This window comes from Pseudomonas rhizosphaerae (assembly GCF_000761155.1).
GTDB classification, from domain to species: Bacteria; Pseudomonadota; Gammaproteobacteria; order Pseudomonadales; family Pseudomonadaceae; genus Aquipseudomonas; species Aquipseudomonas rhizosphaerae.
The window spans coordinates 2,275,242-2,293,609 of record NZ_CP009533.1 but is presented as its reverse complement, the minus strand read 5'-3'; the positions used below and the strand labels follow the sequence as shown (position 1 = coordinate 2,293,609).

General features: G+C 65.3%; 16 protein-coding genes, 1 pseudogene and 1 riboswitch. Of the genes and pseudogenes, 5 read left to right on the top strand and 12 right to left on the bottom strand.

Annotated features, from left to right (window positions below; translation table 11 throughout):
* Window positions 1-124 precede the first annotated feature (124 nt).
* The 3 genes from LT40_RS10245 to LT40_RS10235 all read left to right on the top strand — a co-directional run bounded on the left by LT40_RS10245 (window position 125) and on the right by LT40_RS10235 (window position 1,827).
* Complete coding sequence (locus tag LT40_RS10245) at window positions 125-886, top strand: OBAP family protein (protein WP_043189631.1); 762 nt, start codon at window positions 125-127, stop codon at window positions 884-886.
* 91 nt (window positions 887-977) lie between these two features.
* Window positions 978-1,199, top strand: a complete 222-nt coding sequence (locus LT40_RS10240; RefSeq protein WP_043189627.1) for a PLD nuclease N-terminal domain-containing protein — start codon at window positions 978-980, stop codon at window positions 1,197-1,199.
* Between the two features lie 118 nt (window positions 1,200-1,317).
* Window positions 1,318-1,827: a DUF4142 domain-containing protein gene (locus LT40_RS10235; protein WP_043189625.1), complete on the top strand. Its 510-nt coding sequence runs from the start codon at window positions 1,318-1,320 to the stop codon at window positions 1,825-1,827.
* Window positions 1,828-1,908: 81 nt separating this feature from the next.
* Here LT40_RS10235 and LT40_RS10230 read toward each other — a convergent pair whose 3' ends face one another.
* Both LT40_RS10230 and LT40_RS10225 read right to left on the bottom strand, forming a co-directional pair.
* Window positions 1,909-2,277 carry a DUF1294 domain-containing protein gene (locus tag LT40_RS10230; RefSeq protein ID WP_052393523.1) on the bottom strand — a complete coding sequence of 123 codons (369 nt, stop codon included), beginning with the start codon at window positions 2,275-2,277 and terminating at the stop codon, window positions 1,909-1,911.
* A 61-nt stretch (window positions 2,278-2,338) separates the two neighbouring features.
* Entirely contained in the window at window positions 2,339-3,169 is an 831-nt protein-coding gene (locus LT40_RS10225; RefSeq protein ID WP_043193563.1) for an undecaprenyl-diphosphate phosphatase, read from the bottom strand.
* Window positions 3,170-3,411: 242 nt separating this feature from the next.
* Here LT40_RS10225 and pnuC point away from each other — a divergent pair, with 242 nt between their 5' ends.
* Together pnuC and LT40_RS10215 are read left to right on the top strand one after the other, a co-directional pair.
* Entirely contained in the window at window positions 3,412-3,975 is a 564-nt protein-coding gene (gene pnuC / locus LT40_RS10220) for a nicotinamide riboside transporter PnuC (protein ID WP_043189619.1), read from the top strand.
* A complete protein-coding gene (locus LT40_RS10215; protein ID WP_043189617.1) occupies window positions 3,972-4,499 on the top strand; it encodes an AAA family ATPase in 528 nt (175 codons plus the stop codon). Before pnuC ends, LT40_RS10215 begins: the two co-directional genes overlap by 4 nt.
* Window positions 4,500-4,506: 7 nt before the next feature.
* Here the strand turns inward: LT40_RS10215 and LT40_RS10210 are convergent.
* The 10 genes and pseudogenes from LT40_RS10210 to LT40_RS10165 form a co-directional block, all read right to left on the bottom strand.
* Window positions 4,507-5,394: pseudogene (locus LT40_RS10210) on the bottom strand (sigma 54-interacting transcriptional regulator); the annotation flags it as partial.
* 246 nt (window positions 5,395-5,640) lie between these two features.
* Complete coding sequence (locus LT40_RS10205) at window positions 5,641-6,105, bottom strand: vWA domain-containing protein (RefSeq protein ID WP_337587997.1); 465 nt, start codon at window positions 6,103-6,105, stop codon at window positions 5,641-5,643.
* Between the two features lie 191 nt (window positions 6,106-6,296).
* Window positions 6,297-7,313 (bottom strand): magnesium chelatase ATPase subunit I, encoded by a 1,017-nt coding sequence (locus LT40_RS10200; RefSeq protein WP_043189609.1) that lies wholly within the window; start codon window positions 7,311-7,313, stop codon window positions 6,297-6,299.
* 13 nt (window positions 7,314-7,326) lie between these two features.
* Window positions 7,327-11,079, bottom strand: coding sequence for a cobaltochelatase subunit CobN (gene cobN / locus LT40_RS10195; RefSeq protein WP_043189606.1), 3,753 nt, complete (start codon window positions 11,077-11,079; stop codon window positions 7,327-7,329).
* A gap of 3 nt (window positions 11,080-11,082) precedes the next feature.
* Window positions 11,083-12,156: a cobalamin biosynthesis protein CobW gene (gene cobW / locus LT40_RS10190; RefSeq protein WP_043189602.1), complete on the bottom strand. Its 1,074-nt coding sequence runs from the start codon at window positions 12,154-12,156 to the stop codon at window positions 11,083-11,085.
* 90 nt (window positions 12,157-12,246) lie between these two features.
* A riboswitch (cobalamin riboswitch) is annotated at window positions 12,247-12,442 on the bottom strand.
* Between the two features lie 31 nt (window positions 12,443-12,473).
* Window positions 12,474-13,229: an ABC transporter ATP-binding protein gene (locus LT40_RS10185; RefSeq protein ID WP_043189599.1), complete on the bottom strand. Its 756-nt coding sequence runs from the start codon at window positions 13,227-13,229 to the stop codon at window positions 12,474-12,476.
* The gene (locus LT40_RS10180) at window positions 13,226-14,266 is read right to left on the bottom strand and encodes a FecCD family ABC transporter permease (RefSeq protein WP_084139779.1); all 1,041 of its coding nucleotides are present in this window, start codon (window positions 14,264-14,266) and stop codon (window positions 13,226-13,228) included. The genes LT40_RS10185 and LT40_RS10180 overlap by 4 nt, the downstream gene beginning before the upstream one ends.
* Window positions 14,263-15,291 carry an ABC transporter substrate-binding protein gene (locus LT40_RS10175; RefSeq protein WP_043189596.1) on the bottom strand — a complete coding sequence of 343 codons (1,029 nt, stop codon included), beginning with the start codon at window positions 15,289-15,291 and terminating at the stop codon, window positions 14,263-14,265. Before LT40_RS10175 ends, LT40_RS10180 begins: the two co-directional genes overlap by 4 nt.
* Before the next feature lie 219 nt (window positions 15,292-15,510).
* Window positions 15,511-16,683: an HlyD family secretion protein gene (locus LT40_RS10170; RefSeq protein ID WP_043189593.1), complete on the bottom strand. Its 1,173-nt coding sequence runs from the start codon at window positions 16,681-16,683 to the stop codon at window positions 15,511-15,513.
* The gene (locus tag LT40_RS10165) at window positions 16,680-18,341 is read right to left on the bottom strand and encodes an MFS transporter (protein ID WP_043189591.1); all 1,662 of its coding nucleotides are present in this window, start codon (window positions 18,339-18,341) and stop codon (window positions 16,680-16,682) included. Before LT40_RS10165 ends, LT40_RS10170 begins: the two co-directional genes overlap by 4 nt.
* Window positions 18,342-18,368: the final 27 nt, after the last annotated feature.

Genomic DNA, 18,368 nt, shown 5'->3' with positions numbered 1-18,368 from the left:
ATGGCTTGCCTTGCCCGGCTGAACCCTGATCAAACCTGTCGTTCTATGAAGGTGCCCTGCGCAGTTTCGCATGCCCCTTCGACCGGGCCTGCACTGCGCTCACCTCACTGAAAAGGATTCCAGCATGAGCGCTCGCTCTCTCTTTGCATTGCGCACTCCACTGTTGTGTCTGGCGGCCTTGACCGTTGCCGGCTGTGCCGGCAACAACAGCCAGTCCAAGGTCGACGCGCCCGGCGCCCCGACCACGGCCTTGACCAAGACCCTCGATGCCGGCGCCAACGCTTTGCAGTCACGTCCTCCGATCAACGAATTGAACGCCTACCTGGACGGCTTTCACTTCTACAACGGTCACCCCGGTGCGCAGATGGAAGCTCATCATTACTGCGCCATCCTCAATGAAGAAGTCATTCAATGCGTCATCTACGACGGCAACGTCAAGGATGCCAAACTGATGGGCGTCGAATACATCATCAGCGCCGGCCTTTACGCCAAGCTACCCAAGGCGGAAAAAGCGTTGTGGCATAGCCACGTCCATGAGGTGAAGTCCGGCCAACTCATAGCTCCGGGCATTCCGGCGCCTGCCGAGCATGCCCTGATGGAGAAACTGGTGAACACCTACGGCAAGACCTGGCACACCTGGCACACCGACCTGGACAAGCAACTGCCGCTGGGCGTGCCTCAGTTGATGATGGGCTTCACGGGTGACGGACAGATCGACCCTGCCCTGGTGCGCGAGCGAGATAAACGCTTCGGCATCGACAGCACCGAGAAAAAACGCCAGCGCGCCGACATTCCCGCGCCGCCGATAGACCCTGGCGCCGATGCCTGGAGCAAGGGCCGAGTGATTCAGATCCAGGACCCTACGGGCAGCCAACACGCTCATTGAGGCCAAACGGGCGCCATCCACCGATCGAATGGAACTTGCCGAGCAGGCTGACCCTCCCCTGTAGGACACACACTGATCAGCGAGCCTACTCATGGAAACTTCGATTTTCTGGACCGCTGCGGCGATCATCGTGCTACTGCTCGACCTCTGGGCCTTGGCCAGCGTCTGGAGAAGCACCAAGAGCTCGGGCACCAAGATCGGCTGGACCGTGCTGATTTTCGTCTTTCCACTGGTTGGGCTGGCGATCTGGGGCTTTGCCGGACCACGAGGCGTTGCCATTGCGCCGACCTCGGACGAACACAGCAAAGGCTGAGCCACTGCCAACCATCACACGAACGTACATCCGATGAAACTGCCAAGGACTGACAGCAGTCACAGTTTCACGGCCTGCAACGCTCAGTCCGTCTCAGACTCTACACAAGGAATTGACCATGAAATCCAAATTCTACGCCGCTGCCCTCGCCCTTTCTGTCTCGCTCGCCAGCCACGGTGCCTTCGCGGCCTCCGATGATTTTGTCGAAGATGCATCGGCCAAAGGCGTTGCCGAAGTCGAAGCAGGCAAGCTGGCTCAGGAAAAAGGCACCGCTGCGGACGTGAAGACCTTCGCCGACATGATGGTCAAGGACCACACTGCGGCCAACCAGAAGCTGAAGGCGCTGGCCGACAAGAAGAACATCGACGTATCCGATGACGCCGAGCTGCTGGACAAGGCCAAGGCGATGATTCTGGAACTGCGTTCGGCCAAGTCGTTCGACCAGGCCTATGCCAACAACCAGGTCAAGGCGCACGAAGCGACCATCGAGATCTTCGAAGACGAAATCAAGAGTGGTGAAGATGCCGAGCTCAAGGCGTTCGCCACTGAAACCCTGCCCAAGCTGAAGGCGCATCTGGAAGCTGCCAAGAAACTGGCCGCTGCCCACGGTGGCGCTGCTGCGCAGTAAGGCTTAGCGCCGCTGCCTGCAACACCCGATGCCCCCGCATCCTGTGCGGGGGCATTTTTCATGGGCGCTTTTTAAGCATCATCAAAACGTGATGCCCAGGTGTTGCCCGGCAAAGATGACCTGGTCGAACCAGAACGCTTGATGCAGCGCGACAATCATCCAGAAAACCAGTTGGTAGGAGACCTTGCGTGTCTTGTGCCGGAACAATTGCTGGGCCACCAGCGCGCCAGGCCAGCCGCCCAATAGCTCGACACCGTGCAGGAGCTTCTCAGGGGTGCGCTGGCCTTGCGAGGTCGCCCGCCGCTTGTCATGCCAGTACAGCCCCGCCGTCAGCAAACTCATCAGCCCATAGATCGCCAGCACCGAAGGATGGCCGGCCATGGCCAGGCGCAGTGTCCCCAGAAAGGGCAGCAGGCAGAGCAGCACGAACACCGTGAGCTTCAGCGCCATGAACTGCACCGGTCGCTGTGCCCGACCGCGGCCTTGGTCCTGCGCCCGTTTGGGCGCCGGCTCAGCCTTGCGCACTGGACCAGTCGATCCAACCGAATTGCCAGGTGGCCAGGATGACCAGGCCGAAGGCAATGCGGTACCAGGCGAACACGGCATAGCTGTGGGTGGCGATGAACTTCAGCAGGCCGCGTACTGCGATCATGGCGAAGATGAACGACACCACGAAACCCAACGCGAATACCGGGAAATCCGCGGGCTGGAACAGGTGGTGGAACTTGTAGCCCGAGTACACCGCGGCACCGACCATGGTCGGCATGGCGAGGAAGAACGAGAATTCGGTTGCCGTTTTGCGCGACAGACCGAACAGCAGGCCACCGATGATGGTCGAGCCGGAGCGCGACGTTCCTGGAATCATTGCCAGGCACTGGGCGAAGCCGACTTTCAGGGCATCGGTCCAGTGCATGTCGTCGACGTGGTGCACGCGTACGGCGTGTTCGCGTTTCTCGGCCCACAGCATGATGAAACCGCCTATCACCAGCGCCACCGCCACGGTGATCGGGTTGAACAGGTATTCGTGGATCTTGTCGGCGAATATCACTCCCAGCACCACTGCGGGCAGGAAGCCGATCAGCAGGTTGATGGTGAAGCGCTGCGCATTGCGCTGGGTCGGCAAGCCGGTGACCACTTCGAGGATCTTGCGACGAAATTCCCACACCACCGCCAATATCGCACCCAGCTGGATGATGATATTGAAGGCCATGGCCCGTTCGCCGCCGAAGCCGATCAGATCGGCCACGATGATCTGGTGGCCGGTGCTGGAGATGGGCAGGAACTCGGTCAAGCCTTCCACGATGCCCAGAATCAGCGCCTGCATGGCGGTCCAAAAATCCATCATTCCCCCAATTGGACCCGCGCCTGGCGAGGTCCTGTCTGTTTAATAGAACTCATTGCCGTCGGGCCCCGCGATGCTATCAGAGCAGCTCGTGCAAATCCGCATGCGGGCGTCGGTGAGTGTTGACTGAGTTGAAGTTTCATCTTTGCAACCTGCGCGCGGCGAGCGACGCGCGCGGCACCGGTGGCGCAGGTTACAATCCCCGCCTTCGATGCATTGCATGCACCTGCCAGGGATTGTCCATGTCGCCTTTGGAATTGTTCGCCGCCACGCTGGGCGTGATCGCGGTGTGGTTGACCGTCAAGCAGAATTGGCTGTGCTGGCCGATCGGTCTGGTCATGGTCCTGATCTATTCGTATGTTTTCTACGACTACAAGCTGTACTCCAACATGCTGTTGCAGGTGGTGTACGCCGGCGTCCAGGTGTATGGCTGGTGGCAGTGGACCCGAGGCGACGCCACGGCCACGGGTGGAGCGGTCATCCGCCTGACACCGGCGCCTCTGCTTGGCGGTCTGGCCATTGGCTTGGTTGCAGGACTCGCGCTGGGTGCGGCGATGGCCACCTGGAGCGATGCCAGCCAGCCGTGGCTGGACGCCCTGCTCACCGGCTTCAGCCTGGTGGCGCAGTGGTGGATGGCCAACAAGCGCGAGCAATGCTGGCCGCTGTGGATCGTGCTGGATGCAATCTTCGTCGGTTTGTTCGTTGATCAGGGGCTGTACCTGACGGCCGCGCTGTATGGCCTGTTCCTGATGCTGGCCGTTCACGGCTGGCACCAGTGGCGCAAAAGCGCAGCGGTGTCTGCATGAAAGTGGTGGTACTGTGCGGGCCGGAATCCTCGGGCAAGAGCTGGCTGGCCGAACGCCTGCGCGTGCGCCTGGGCGCCGTGGTGGTGGGCGAATACGTGCGCCACTTCATCGACCGCGAACAGCGCGACACCTGCTATGCCGACATCGACACCATCGCCCGTGGCCAATTGGCCTGGGAAGATGCCGCTCGGCGCACGCAACCGGCGCTGCTGGTACTCGACACCCATCTGTTGAGCAATCTGTTGTGGAGCCGCACGCTGTTCGGTGACTGCCCTGCGTGGCTGGAAACGGCGCTGCTGCAGCGCCATTACGATGCCCACCTGTTGCTCTCGCCCGAAGGCGTCGACTGGTCCGCCGATGGCCAGCGCTGCCAGCCCGACCTGGCCCAGCGCCAGGCTTTCTTTGCGCAAAGCCAAGCCTGGCTGCTGGCGCACGGGCTGCCCTGCACGGTGATAGGCGGCGACTGGCTGGCGCGCGAAGCGCAGGTGCTGGCGAGCGTTCGACATGTTCTGGATCAACCCTAGGCTGCGGTCAGCGCATCTGATGCTTGTGCAACAGGCGATACAGCGTTGGGCGCGACACCCCGAGCACCCTGGCCGCCGTGCTCAGGTTGCCGCCATGGCGCAGCAGCACGTCACCCAGCGCCTGGCGCTCGGCGCGGTGTTTGTAATCGTGCAGCGTGCCCATGGGCGCAGTGACCAGCGTTTCGATGCCCAAACCCAAGTCTATGGCTTCGATCCGATTGCCTTGGGCGAGCGCCTGAGCCTGGCGAACCCGGTTCGCCAGCTCGCGGACGTTGCCCGGCCAGTCATGCTCGCCCATGGCGATCAGCGCCTCCTGGCTGAATGGCCGCTCGCGTCTGCCGTTCTCGCGGCTGTAGCGTTGCGCGAAATGATTCGCGAGCATGGCCAGGTCGCCAAAGCGCTCGCGCAACGGCGCGGCAATGATCTGCAGCACATTGAGCCGGTAGTAGAGGTCCTCGCGCAGTTGCCCGCGGCTGATGGCCAGTGCCAGATCGACGTTGCTGGTGGCCAGGACCCGCACATCCACATCGCCCGGGGTCTTGCGCTGGAGAAACCGCAGCAGTTGCTCCTGGATGTCCAGGGGCAAGCCTTGCACTTGCTCGAGCAGCAGGGTCCCGCGATTGGCGGCCTGCAGCACGCTACCGGACAATGGGTGCACGTTGGTTTCGCCACAACCCGGCGCGAACAGCGGCGTCTGGCCTGGCCGCTGTGCGCGGGCCTGGCAGTCGAAAACGATGAAGGGCTGCTGTCGGCGTTGCGACTGCTGGTGCAGTGCACGGGCGATCAACTGTTTACCGGTACCGGCTTCACCCTGGATCAGTACCGGCGAGTCGGTCGCCGAGAACTTGGTGATGAGCTTGTACAGGTCGCGCATGGGCAGACTATCGCCCAACAGTCCGCAAGGCTCGCAGGGGTAGGCATTAGGATTCACGGGCATGGCCTTTCCTGGATGGGACATGCTCGGGAAAATACATCAAAAACAGCGGGTTGCAACTTACGTCAAAATGGTAACGGAAAATTGACGTTTCAACCCCTTTCCAGCCGTCAGCGACGGCCTTCACGGCTCCAAGGCGCGTCAGCGATACGTCTTATCGGCGCAATCAGGTTCAGTAGGCCTTGGAAAACCGTGCGCACATCCGGGCTAGGCCCGTGGCAGATCTTCCAGATGTTGATACTCGGCGCCCAGGGCAGCCGCCAGGGTACGGGCGCGGCCCAGTCGGATCGGGCTCATTTCCATGTCCAGCAATAACGCCGGGCAGGCCAGCGGGGCTACGCCTTCAAGGGACTTCAGACGCCCGTCGGTGAACACCAGGCAGCGCTGTGCCTCCTGCGGATAGCGCCGCGCGCGTTGCCTGAGCCAATCGTCGGCCTCGGCCAATGCCGCCAGCAATGGCGTACCGCCCCCTGCGCCCAGTGCCTCGAGCCAGGGCTGCAGTGCTGCCGAGGCTTTCAGGCCGTGGCATTGCCAGATCGGTCCGCTGCCACTGGCGGTCAACAACGCCAGCCGTGCGCGTTGCCGGTAGGCATCGTCGAAGACCTGCGCCAGCACGCCCTTGGCCTCGGCCAGAGCGCCGTGACGGTGCGTCGAGGCAGAAGCGTCGACCACCACCAGCCACAGTTGCTGCGCCGCGCTGCGACGTTGCTGCCAGCGCAGGTCATCGCGCTGACGCGGTCGTCCTTGCAGCAGGGTCGCCGGCCAGTCGAGCGTACCGCTCGACGCCGCACGCGCCGCGCCTTGTCGCCCTTGTTCGAGGTTGCCCTGGCCGGGCCGAGCATCCGCTGGGCGCGGACGGATGCTCAGGGCTTTTTTGGCCAGCTCGGCACGCTGCGGCGGTCACCTACCGGAACGGCCTGAGCGGGCATGTCGCCCCACTGGCCCTGACCCGGATCAGAGGGTTGCGCGGCGCTCTCAGCGGGGGGCGGTGGCGCCGGCTTCGATTCTCGCTGGGGCTGCGGCTTGCGTGGTGCCTGGCGACGGTGGCGCAAGGCGAACTCGGCCACCGCTTCAACGTCTTCCTCCAGAATATCGTCGCCGCCGCGCCACGCTGCGTGCGCCCGTGCCGCGCGCAGCCACACCAGATCGGCACGCAGGCCGTCCACGCCTTCGGCGAAACAGCGGGTGGTAATGGCTTCCAGGGCCTGGTCGCTCAGCGGGATCGATTCGAGGCGTTCCCGTGCCTGTTGGCAACGCAACCGCAGCGCTGCCTGGGCCGGGGCCCATTGCTCGCAGAAGCCCTGGGGGTCGCTGTCGAACGCCAGGCGGCGGCGAATGATCTGGCCGCGTTCGGCCGGGGCCGGCTGGCCATCCAGGGCGATGTTCAGACCGAACCGGTCGAGCAGCTGCGGGCGCAACTCGCCTTCCTCGGGATTCATGGTGCCGATCAGTACGAAGCGCGCTGGATGAGCATGGGAAATACCGTCACGCTCGATGCGGTTGACGCCACTGGCGGCAACGTCCAGCAGCAGGTCCACCAAATGGTCGGCGAGCAGGTTGACCTCATCCACATACAGCACCCCGCCGTCGGCCCTGGCCAGCACACCGGGCGAAAAGCGTGCCCGCCCCTCGCCCAGTGCGGCCTCCAGGTCCAGCGTGCCGACCAGACGGTCTTCGCTGGCACCCAGTGGCAAGGTCACCAACTGGCCATCGGCAAGCAGGTCGGCCAGCCCCCGCGCCAGCGTGCTCTTGGCCATGCCCCGCGGCCCTTCGATCAACACCCCACCGATGCGCGGGTCGATGGCTGCCAGACACAGCGCCAGCTTCAGCGAATCGGCGGCCACCACAGCGGCCAGCGGAAAGTGCACGGTGTCGGTCATTGCAGGGTTCTCTTCAGGCATCTTCTTCGGTATCCAGCAGCAGGTCTTCCACGGCCTGACGGTAGTCACCGGGCTCGGCCCACAGGCCACGTTGCTGAGCCTCGAGCAGGCGTTCGGCCATGTCGCGCAGGGCCGCAGGGTTGTGCTCCTGCAGGAAGCCACGGGTGTCCGGGTCGAGCAGGTAGGCATCGGTGAGCAAGGCGTACTGGTGATCGTCGATCAGGTGGGTGGTGGCATCGAAGGCAAACAGGTTATCGACCGTCGCGGCCAGTTCGAAGGCGCCCTTGTAGCCGTGCCGCTTGACCCCTTCGATCCATTTCGGGTTGGCCGCGCGGGCCCGCACCACCCGGTTCAGCTCTTCCTTCAGGGTGCGCACGCGCGGCACGTCAGGCTGGCTGTGGTCGCCATGGTAGCTGGCGGTGGTCTGCCCGCTGAGGGTTTCCACGGCAGCGAGCATGCCGCCCTGGAACTGGTAGTAGTCGTTGGAATCGAGCAGGTCGTGCTCGCGGTTGTCCTGGTTCTGCAGCACTGCCTGGACCTGGCCCAGGCGACGCGCGAACGGCGCGCGTGCGGCGGTGCCTTCGTCATCCGCGCCATAGGCATAGGCACCCCAGTTCAGATAAGCCTCGGCAAGGTCCTCACGGGTCTGCCACAGGCGACCGTCGATGGCCCCCTGGACACCGGCCCCGTAGGCACCCGGCTTGGCGCCGAAGATGCGCCAGCCGGCTTCGCGTGCAGCCTGCTCCGCCGAGACACCCTCGGCCAGCAACTGACCCTGTTCGCTGCGCACCTTGGCCGCTAGCGGGTTGAGGTCCTCCGGCTCGTCGAGCGCAGCCACCGCCTGCACCGCTGCATCGAACAGGCGCAGCAGATTGGAGAAGGCATCGCGGAAGAAGCCGGACACTCGCAGGGTCACGTCCACCCGTGGGCGATCGAGGAGACTCAGCGGCAGAATCTCGAAATCGTCCACGCGCTGGCTGCCGGTGGCCCACACCGGGCGTACACCCATCAGCGCCATGGCTTGGGCAATGTCGTCGCCACCGGTGCGCATGGTCGCCGTGCCCCAGACCGACAGGCCCAGCTGGCGCAGGTGATCGCCATGGTCCTGCAGGTGCCGCTCCAGGATCAGGTTGGCCGAGGCGAAGCCGATCCGCCAAGCGGTGGTGGTCGGCAGGTTGCGCACGTCCACGGAAAAGAAATTGCGACCCGTGGGCAGCACGTCGAGACGCCCACGGCTGGGCGCCCCGCTCGGCCCGGCGGGCACGAAACGGCCTGCCAGGGCGGCCAGCAGGCCGTGCATCTCGGCCGGTCCGCAGGCATCCAGGCGCGGCGCCACGGTGTCGCGCAGGTGCTCCAGGATGAGCTGAACGGCATCGAAGCCTTCGCCCAGGGTTACCGGGCCGCTCAGTGCTTGCTCGATCAACTGGGCGGCGTACAGTTCGAGACGCTCTCGGCTGTCGCCGGCGCTGCGCCACGGTTCGGTGGTCAGTTCGGCCAAGGCTGCGGGCCGCGGCCCGCTCCAGGGGGCCCCGAGGTCGCAGTCGAGCGGATCGAAGCCCAACTCGAAGGCTTTGGCCAGCGCGCGCACCAAGCTGGCCTCGGCATCGCGCCCATCGCCGCGAGGAATGCGCAGCAGCGCCAACAGGGTATCGGCGCGCAACCGGCCCTGGGGCGATTCGCCGAACACGTGCAGGCCGTCGCGAATCTGCGATTCCTTCAAGTCGCACAGGTAGGTGTCCAGGCGCGGCAGCCACACCGCCGCCTCGGCCCCTTCGGCCATTTGCAGCTCATGGTCGATACGAGTCTCGCGGACCAGCGCCAGAATGTCCTTTTCCAGGGCCTGGGCGCGGCGCGGATCGAGCAGTTGCGCGTCGTAATACTCGTCGGCCAGCAGTTCCAGATCGCGCAGCGGTCCGTAGGTTTCGGCACGGGTCAACGGCGGCATCAGGTGGTCGATGATCACCGCCTGGGTGCGGCGCTTGGCCTGTGCGCCCTCCCCTGGATCGTTGACGATGAACGGATAGATGTTGGGCATCGGCCCCAGTATCGCGTCGGGCCAGCACTGTTCGGACAGGCCCACGCCCTTGCCTGGCAGCCACTCCAGGTTGCCGTGCTTGCCCACGTGGATGAGCGCATCAGCGCCATAGGTGTGGCGCAACCAGAAATAGAACGCCAGGTAGCCATGGGGCGGCACCAGGTCGGGGTCGTGATAGACCGCGCTGACGTCCACCTGGTAGCCACGGGCCGGTTGGATGCCGACGAAGGTCAGGCCCATGCGCAGGCCAGCGATCATCATCCGGCCATTGCGCAGCATCGGATCGGCTTCCGGCTCGCCCCAACGCTCACGGACCGCGGCCTGATTGGCCTGGGGCAGCAAGGCGAACGCGGCGAGGTAGTCGTCCAGCGCCATGCTCTGGGCACAGGGACGCAGGTCCAGCTGTTCCAGGTCATTGGTCACACCGCCGAGCAAGGCATGGATCAACGCCGTGCCGCTGTCGGGCAGATCGGCCACCGGATAGCCCTGCTGCTGCATTGCTCGCAGGATGTTCAGCGCCGCTGCCGGAGTGTCCAGGCCGACGCCGTTGCCGATTCGGCCATCGCGGGTCGGGTAGTTGGCCAGCACCAGCGCGACACGTTTGTCGGCATTGGGCAGGCGCGCCAGGTCGGCCCATTTGCGTGCCAGCTCGGCGACGAAATCCATGCGCTCGACGTGCGCCGTGTAGCACACTACGTCGCTCTGGCTGCGCTCGTTGTGCCAGGCCAGGTCCTTGAAACTGATGGCGCGGCTGATGATGCGTCCGTCCAGCTCCGGCAAGGCGATGTGCATGGCCAGGTCGCGGGCGCCCAGGCCTTGCTCGCTGGCCTGCCACAACGCCTGGTTGTCTTGCGCGCAGATGGCCTGGATCACCGGGATGTCGCGACGAAACGGTCGCAGGTGCGGTGCTTCCGGGCTGGACTGGGCAAAGCCGGTGGTGTTGAGGATGACTGCAGCGCCCGCCTCGTCCATCCACGCCTGGACCTGCTCCAGACAGGCAGCCTCCTTGAGGCTGGCCACGGCCATCGGCAGCGGGTTGAGCCCGGCTGCCTGCAACCTGGCGCAGAAGGTGTCGACGAAACCGGTGTTGGCCGCCTGCAGGTGCGAGCGATAGAACAGCAGCGCTACCACCGGCGACTGCGGCTGCCATTGCGCTTGCCAGTCGGCCAGCTCGGCGGTGGGCCGCGTTGGATGGTAGATGACCGTGCGCGGCAGTGCCCGAGGCGCTTCGCAGCGCTCGGTGCGGCCGAACCAGGTATTGCCGAGATAGCCGAACAGATTGCGGGCGTTCTCCATGCCGCCTTGGCGCAGGTACTGCCACAGCTGCTCGGCCTGCTCGGGCAGTACCGTGCAGCGCTCGGCCAGTTCGGGATCGGGGCGATCGCAGCCCGGCACCAGGATGACCTGCACGCCCCGCTCGGCCAGCTGCATCAACTGCTCGACGCCGTAGCGCCAGTAGCCAATGCCGCCATGCAGGGAAATCAGGATGACCTTGGCGTGGCGCAGCACCTGGTCAACGTAAAGGTCCACCGAGGAATGGTTCTGCACCTGCATGGGGTTGGCCAGGCGCAGGCTCGGATAGTCGGCGGGCAGTTGCCCGCAGGCCTCGGCGAGCAACGCCAGGTGCGAGTCGCCACTGCACAGAATCACCAGCTCGGCAGGCGTCTGCCCGAGGTCGGCGATGCTGTCGTCCGGCACGAAGCCACCGGGCTGGGTCCTCAGCAGGTGCATCGGTCAGGCTTCCAGCGCAGCGCGCAGTTGGGCTTGCAGCGAGGATGCATCGAGCTCCTGACCGATCAGCACCAGGCGCGTGCTGCGCGCTTCGTCGGTGCCCCAGGCGCGATCGAAGTGTTTGTCGAAACGGGTGCCCACACCCTGGATCTGCAGCCGCATCGGCTTGCCCGGAATGGCCGCGAAACCCTTGACGCGCAGGATGCCGTGCTGGACCACGGCGGCGTTGAGCGCCTGCAACAGCTTGGCTTCCTCGGCCTGGGGCAGCTCGATGGAGATCGAGTCGAAGGCATCGTGGTTGTGATCGTCGTGATCGTCGTGATCGTCACCTTCGTGATGGTCGTGATGGGTCTTGCGCCCGTCGATGTGTTGCTCGGACTCGGCGCCCAGGCCCAGCAGCACGGCCAGTGGCAAACGACCACTGCTGGCCTCGACCACCTTGACCGCTGCCGGCAGTTCCTCGGCAACCTCGGCGCGTACCGCCGCCAAAGCCTCGGCATCGATCAGGTCGGCCTTGTTGAGAATGACCAGGTCGGCGCTGGCCAGTTGGTCGGCGAACAGCTCGTGCAGCGGCGACTCATGGTCCAGGTTGGGGTCGAGCTTGCGCTGGGCGTCGACCTGGTCGGGGAATGCGGCAAAGGTACCGGCCGCCACCGCTGGGCTGTCGACCACGGTGATGACCGCATCGACCGTGCAGGCACTGCGAATTTCCGGCCACTGGAAGGCCTGCACCAGCGGCTTGGGCAAGGCCAGGCCGCTGGTTTCGATCAGAATATGGTCGAGGTCGGCGCGCCGGGCGACCAGCTCGCGCATGACCGGGAAGAACTCTTCCTGCACGGTGCAGCACAGGCAGCCGTTGGCCAGCTCGTAGACGCGGCCGTTCGCCTCTTCCTCGGTGCAGCCGATGGTGCATTGCTTGAGGATCTCGCCGTCGATGCCCAGCTCGCCGAATTCGTTGACGATCACGGCGATGCGCCGGCCTTGGGCGTTATCGAGCATGTGCCGCAGCAAGGTGGTCTTGCCCGAGCCCAGGAAGCCGGTGACGATGGTGACGGGTAGTTTGGACAGCGTTTTCATCGGGTCGCCCTGATTGCGCGGCAGGGCACGAGACGAGCACCGCAACGGCAGGCGCCAGCATTCGTCACCGGATCACCCCGCCCGGTTGAATAGGAAAGAACGGCTGAGGCAGGTCTCCTGGCTCGTGATGCCGACCGTGCTGGCCGAGGCTGCGGCGCCTTCCCGCGAACACTCGCAGTGGCCTTGGCGCAGCCTTCATCACTTACAGTTGCGGGGGCAGCCGCGGCTTGGACCGCGTTCCCATCTTAGCTCTGCAGGGCAGAGAACCTCGAACGCGCAAGGCTACCACAGGGCACGGGATGTGTCAGTGACACGGCTCAGACCCGATAGCGCACATGGGGACGGTCGCCGGCCAGGCTGACCTCGGCCTGCACCCCGTAGACCTCGGCAATCAGGCGCTCGGTGAGCACCTGCGCCGGTGCACCGCTGGCCACCTGGCGTCCATCCTTGAGCACCACCAGCACGTCACAGAACATCGCCGCCAGGTTCAGGTCGTGGATCGCCATCACGCAGGTCAATGGCAGGTCCTGGATCAGTTGCAGCAGTTCCAGCTGGTGCTGGATGTCGAGGTGGTTGGTGGGCTCGTCGAGCAGCAGTTCGCTGGGTTGCTGGGCCAGGGCGCGGGCGATCTGCACCCGCTGTCGCTCGCCACCGGACAAGGTGTGCCAGCGGCGCTGCGCATGGCCGCCGAGGTTGACCTGGGCCAGCGCCTGGGCAATGGCCAAGTCGTCTTCGCGCAGCCACGGCGCGAACGGCGAGCGGTGCGGCGTACGCCCCAGGCGTACGACCTCCTCCACGCGAATGTCCACGTCGGTGCTGGCGTGCTGTTCCACCATCGCCACCTGCCGGGCGATCGCACGCCGCGGCAACCCCGTCAGGGGCTGCTCGTCGAGGGTGACCTGGCCCTGGCTGGGACGGTCCAGCCCGGCCAGCAGGCGCAGCAGCGACGACTTGCCCGAGCCGTTCGGACCGATCAGGCCGACCATGCTGCCAGGGGCGATGGCCAGGCTGACGTCGTCGAGAATCAGCAGCCCGCCCGCCTTCCAGCTGACCCGGTGCAGTTGCAGGCTCATGCTCGACGCCTCGCGCGGTACAGGATCAAGGCGAAGGCCGGGGCGCCGACCAGCGCCGTGACCACACCGATGGGCAAGACCTGGCCCGGCACGATGATGCGCGCAACGATGTCGGCCAGCACCATGAAATTGGCGCCGATCAGCACCGAGGCGAGCAACAGGCGAACGTGGCTGGGACCGACCAGAAACCGCGCGATGTGCGGCACCACCAGCCCGACGAAGCCCACCGCGCCGACGATGCTGACCATGGTGGCGGTGATCAGCGCAGTGGTGGCGAACAGCACCAGGCGCACCGCGACCACCGGCACGCCCAGGGTGGCGGCAGCGTCTTCGCCGAACACGAAGGCATCCAGCGCCCGCGCGAAGTACAGGCACAACAACAAGCCTGCACCCACCACTGCCGCCGCAAGGCCGACGTCGGGCCAGCGCACTCCGCCGAGGCTGCCGAGCAGCCAGAACATCACGCTGCGCGCCTGCTCGGCGTTGGCCGAGGTCGAGACGATGTAGGCAGTCAGCGCATTGAACAGCTGAGAGCCGGCCACGCCGGCCAGGATCACCTGCGCCGGACCGCTGCTGGCGCCTGCGGCGAGCAGCAGCACCAGGCCGAAAGCCAGTGCCGCGCCAAGAAAAGCCCCCAGGGAAATACCGATCACGCCGCCGCCCAGTCCCAGCAACATCACCACCACCGCGCCGGTAGACGCGCCTGCGGAGATACCCAGCACATAGGGTTCGGCCAGCACGTTGCGCAACAGCGCCTGCAACACCGCACCACAGATCGCCAGGCCCGCGCCACAGCACGCGGCCACCAGCGCACGGCTCAGGCGGTACTCCCAGATGATGCCCTGGACGATACGCGGCACCGCGTAGTCGCCCAGGCCCAGGCCGTTGAGCAGCGCCTTGCCGACCGTGGACAGGGCGATACCCATTTCCCCCACCGACACCGCCAGAGCGATGGACACACTCAAGGTGGCCAGGGCCAGCACCGCCAGCAGGCAGCGCCAGACCCAGCCGTCTTCACGGGCCAGGCGCTGGATCAAGGCTGGGCCCGTGTGCGTTCCAGGCCAGCGGCGATGTCTTCCACCGCGCGCACCACATCCATGGAGGGATTGAGCGACTGCGCGTCGACCACGATGATGCGGTTGTGGCGCACGGCATCCAGTTCACGGGTGACCGGATCGCTGCGCAGGAAGGCCAGCTTCTTCTCGACATCGTCGGCCGGATACAGGCGGCGCTGCATGCGCGCAACGACGATCACATCGGGGTTGCTGGCGGCGATGCTTTCCCAACTTACCCCAGGCCACTCCTCGTCGCTGTCGACGGTGTTACGCAGGCCCAGCAAGCGGTTGATATAGCCCGGTGCGCCGCTCTTGCCGGCTACCCAGGGATCACCTTCCAGGCGCGTGCTGGAGAACCAGTACACCACCGACAAGGGCTTTTGCTCGGCGCTCGAAGCGCGCTCGATGGCCGCCTGGATGCGCGCCTGCAACTGGGCGGTCAAATGCTCCCCGGCCGACTCGACGTCGAAGATGCTCGCCAGTTCGCGAATCTCCTTGTTCACCAGCTCCATGGAGAACACCTGGCTACGGCTGCCGTCGGCGTTGGAAGTGGCGGTCACTTCCTTGCCGTCGCAATCGCTGGGCGACACGTAGGAAGGAATGCCCAGACTGGCAAGCTGCTCGGGCTTGGCGACTTCGCCGTTGGGGCCGACGTGGTAGGTGTACTGCGCCACCACGATGTCGGGCGCGGTATTGGCCACGGCCTCGAAGCTGGGGGCATTGTCGGCCAGGCGCGGCACCTTGGCATTGGCATCGCGCAGGTATTCGGGCAGCGGCCCGAACCATACGCCGGTACCGACCATGCGCGGTGCCAGGCCCAGCGACAGGAGAATCTCCGTGCTCGCCTGACCGAGGCTGACCGCGCGCTGCGGTGCCGCCTGGATGATGACGGGTGCGCCACAGTTGGCCAGGGTCAATGGATAGTGGGTAGCGGCGAGGCTGGCACCGGCGGCGAAAAGACCGACGGCAGCGACGCTGGCGCGAGCGAATACGGTAGCAAAACTCATGACAACTCCTTGGATGGCGCGTCCAACAGATCGAAGAAAACCCGGGGGCAAGGTCTGGCTGACGACATGCAACATGTCGATCACAGTGGCGCGACCGCGCCGGATTCGAACCGGCTTCCTGCACTGGGCGATGACAAGCGGCGCAGACGGTAGGCGACCCGTCGGCAAAGATCAAATGGTTTAGGCGCGGCAACCCACCGTCGGCGCCCCCTCCGCAGGCTAGGGCATGTCGTCACTGGGCGCATCGGTGCGGTCCTGCTCGACCACATAGCCGGTGTCGATGCTGACCACCACCGACATGCCGGGGCGCAGGCGTCGTGCCGCGGCCTGGTCCGGGTCTACGGTGATACGCACGGGGATGCGCTGGGCGATCTTGACGAAATTGCCGGTGGCATTGTCGGCCTGCAGCAAGCTGAACTCCGAACCCGTGGCCGGCGAGATGCGCTGCACATGCCCGCGCAACCGCAGGTGATTGAGTGCATCGACGGTGAAGGTCACCGGCTGGCCGATGCGCACGTCGGCCATCTGGGTCTCCTTCATGTTGGCCATGACCCACAGCGTGTCGGGCACCAGTGCCATCAACTGCGCGCCGGAATTGACGTAAGCGCCCAGACGCACGCCGATCTGCCCCAACTGGCCGTCGCGCGGCGCCAGGATGCGGGTGTTGTCCAGGTCGATGCGGGCCAGTTCCACCGCCGCCTCGGCATTGGTCACGTTGGCGGCCAGCGAGTCGCGGTTGACGATGACCGTCTGCAGATCTTCGCGAGCGATCGCCAATGCAGCCTTGGCCTGCGCCACCGACGCCAGCGCCTGGGCGTTGGCGGCGCGGGTCACATCCAGCTCGCGACGCGACACCGAGCCATCGCTGATCAGGTCCTGGTTGCGGCGCAGGTCGGCCGCGCCCTTGCGCGCCTGGGCTTCGCTGTCTGCGACCGCCGCCTGGCGCTGGGTGATGGTCGCTTCAGCACTGCGACGCTGCTGCAGATTGTTGGCGAGTGCGGTTTTCTGCACCTGCACCTGAGCCAAAGCCTGGTTCAAGCGCTGTTTGTAAATACGGTCGTCCAGGCGGACCAGCAGGTCGCCGGCCTTGACGAACTGGAAGTCCTGTACGGGCACCTCGAACACGTAGCCTGCCAGCTGTGGCCCGATGATCGTCACCTGGCCCCGCACCAGGGCGTTCTCGGTGCTTTCGATACGGCTACTGAACGGCGGTAGCTGCCAGGCGTAGAGCACGATCGCCACCCCCACCAACGCCACGCTGGCGAAAATCAGGCTGGAGAGTAGTCGTACCCGCCGCGAGCGCGGCTCGGTGGCCGCCGGATTGGGCGGCGGAGTCTGGCCTTCCGGGGTGGCGGCGATGGCGTTGGTGGTCGTGGACGTCGGTTCGGTCATGAAGTGCTGGCGCCGCTGGTGGATACGGTAGGTGTCGCGGTGGTCTGAACCGCCCGCGTGGTGCTCATCAGCCACAGGCTGCGCACGAAGATCCACAGCATGGTCAGGACGGCGATGATGCAGATCAGCATGAAGACATCGTTGTAGGCCATGACGTTCGCCTCGCGCGTGGCTGCGGTGGCCAGGGCGCGGGTACCCAGCGTGGCCCGCAATGCAGGGTCGGCGACACTGGAGAGGTAACTGGCGGCCGCGCTGCTGACCCGCGCCTGGACCAGCGGGTCCATCAGGGTCAGGTGTTCGACGATCATGCTCGAATGGTATTTCTCCCGCACGATCTGGAACGTGCCCAGCAACGCCGCGCCGATCAATCCGCCGAGGTTGTTGCAGATACCGAACAACACCGAGAAGCTCACCAGGTTGCGTGGATTGGTCAACACGTGACGCATGCCCAGCACCATGGTCGGCCCGAGGAAAAACGTACCGCCGAACCCCAGCAGGAATTGGCTCAGGTACATGTTGGCCGGACGCGTCAGGTTACTGGAGAAACTGTCCATCGCCGAGCCGACGGCCATCAGCGCCAGGGCAATGATCAGCGGCATGAACAGATGCTCGGGGTTGATGGTCCAGGCGCTCACGGCCAAGCCTGCCACTGCGCCGCACAGCATCACCACATAAAGAGTGCGCATCTGTTCCTGGCCCATGTTCAGCACTTGAAGCAGCCCGACCGCCCCGGTGGACTGCTCCGACAGCACCATGCGCGTCAGAATCACCGCCAGGGCCAAGCGTATGGCAACCCCACTGCCCAGCCAGCGGGTCATCAGCATCGGGTTGCTGCGATTGTGTTCCACCGCCAGTCCACCGAGGATCAACACGATGGCGCCTGCCGACGCCCAGCCGATCCAATCCGCTTCCAGCCACCAGTCGATCCGACCCAGGGACAACACGGCGCAGAGCAACGCGATGCCCGTGGCCAGAATGGCGAAAATCAGAAAATCCAGGGGCTCGAAGGTCTTGAAGCGGTCGCCCGGCGGCAGCTTGAGCATGAACACGCAGCCCAGTGTGAGCAGCGCCATGCCCAGTTCGAACAGGTACAACCCGCGCCATTCGGCGATCTGCAGCAGGTCCTCGGAAAACACTCGGGCCAGCGGCAGCGCCAGTTGCGAAGTACCCAACCCCAGCACCAGGGCCTTGAGCCGCCACTTGGCCGGGAAGGCCTGGATCATGTAGTACAGGCCCAGCGAACTCAACGCCGCTCCGACCATGCCGTGGGCCGCGCGCACGGCAATGGCCGAGCCCAGGTCGTTGACGAACAGGTGGCCGAAGGTGACCAGGGCGTACAGCACCAGGAACAGCTCGGTGAAGGTGCGCAGCCCGAACTGCTGGCGAAACTTGACCAGCAGCAGGTTCATCGACACGTTGGTCATCACGTAGGCGGCCGGCAACCAGGCCATCTCCGCTGCCGTAGCCCCCAGCGATCCCTGCAGGAATTGCAGATTGGCCACCACCAGCGAGTTGCCCAGGCCGCCGGTCAGCGCCACCAGCAGGCCGACGATGCCGAACGCCAGGCGCTTGGGTGTCGGATGCAAGGGTGTCGAGGGTGAGCCCGGCAGGTTCGGCTTTTCATGGGGCAGCCACTCGCGGCTCGTGTAGCGGGACATGCGGTGGCCTTGGCGGATGGAGACGAA

Excerpts from the sequence above, each read along its gene's own strand:
- LT40_RS10185 (WP_043189599.1), bottom strand. The coding sequence starts at position 13,229 with ATGAGCCTGCAACTGCACCGGGTCAGCTGGAAGGCGGGCGGGCTGCTG.
- LT40_RS10175 (WP_043189596.1), bottom strand. The coding sequence starts at position 15,291 with ATGAGTTTTGCTACCGTATTCGCTCGCGCCAGCGTCGCTGCCGTCGGT.
- LT40_RS10215 (WP_043189617.1), top strand. The coding sequence starts at position 3,972 with ATGAAAGTGGTGGTACTGTGCGGGCCGGAATCCTCGGGCAAGAGCTGG.
- pnuC (WP_043189619.1), top strand. The coding sequence starts at position 3,412 with ATGTCGCCTTTGGAATTGTTCGCCGCCACGCTGGGCGTGATCGCGGTG.
- LT40_RS10165 (WP_043189591.1), bottom strand. The coding sequence starts at position 18,341 with ATGTCCCGCTACACGAGCCGCGAGTGGCTGCCCCATGAAAAGCCGAAC.
- LT40_RS10240 (WP_043189627.1), top strand. The coding sequence starts at position 978 with ATGGAAACTTCGATTTTCTGGACCGCTGCGGCGATCATCGTGCTACTG.
- cobW (WP_043189602.1), bottom strand. The coding sequence starts at position 12,156 with ATGAAAACGCTGTCCAAACTACCCGTCACCATCGTCACCGGCTTCCTG.
- LT40_RS10235 (WP_043189625.1), top strand. The coding sequence starts at position 1,318 with ATGAAATCCAAATTCTACGCCGCTGCCCTCGCCCTTTCTGTCTCGCTC.
- LT40_RS10200 (WP_043189609.1), bottom strand. The coding sequence starts at position 7,313 with ATGACCGACACCGTGCACTTTCCGCTGGCCGCTGTGGTGGCCGCCGAT.
- LT40_RS10170 (WP_043189593.1), bottom strand. The coding sequence starts at position 16,683 with ATGACCGAACCGACGTCCACGACCACCAACGCCATCGCCGCCACCCCG.
- cobN (WP_043189606.1), bottom strand. The coding sequence starts at position 11,079 with ATGCACCTGCTGAGGACCCAGCCCGGTGGCTTCGTGCCGGACGACAGC.
- LT40_RS10245 (WP_043189631.1), top strand. The coding sequence starts at position 125 with ATGAGCGCTCGCTCTCTCTTTGCATTGCGCACTCCACTGTTGTGTCTG.
- LT40_RS10225 (WP_043193563.1), bottom strand. The coding sequence starts at position 3,169 with ATGGATTTTTGGACCGCCATGCAGGCGCTGATTCTGGGCATCGTGGAA.
- LT40_RS10230 (WP_052393523.1), bottom strand. The coding sequence starts at position 2,277 with ATGGCGCTGAAGCTCACGGTGTTCGTGCTGCTCTGCCTGCTGCCCTTT.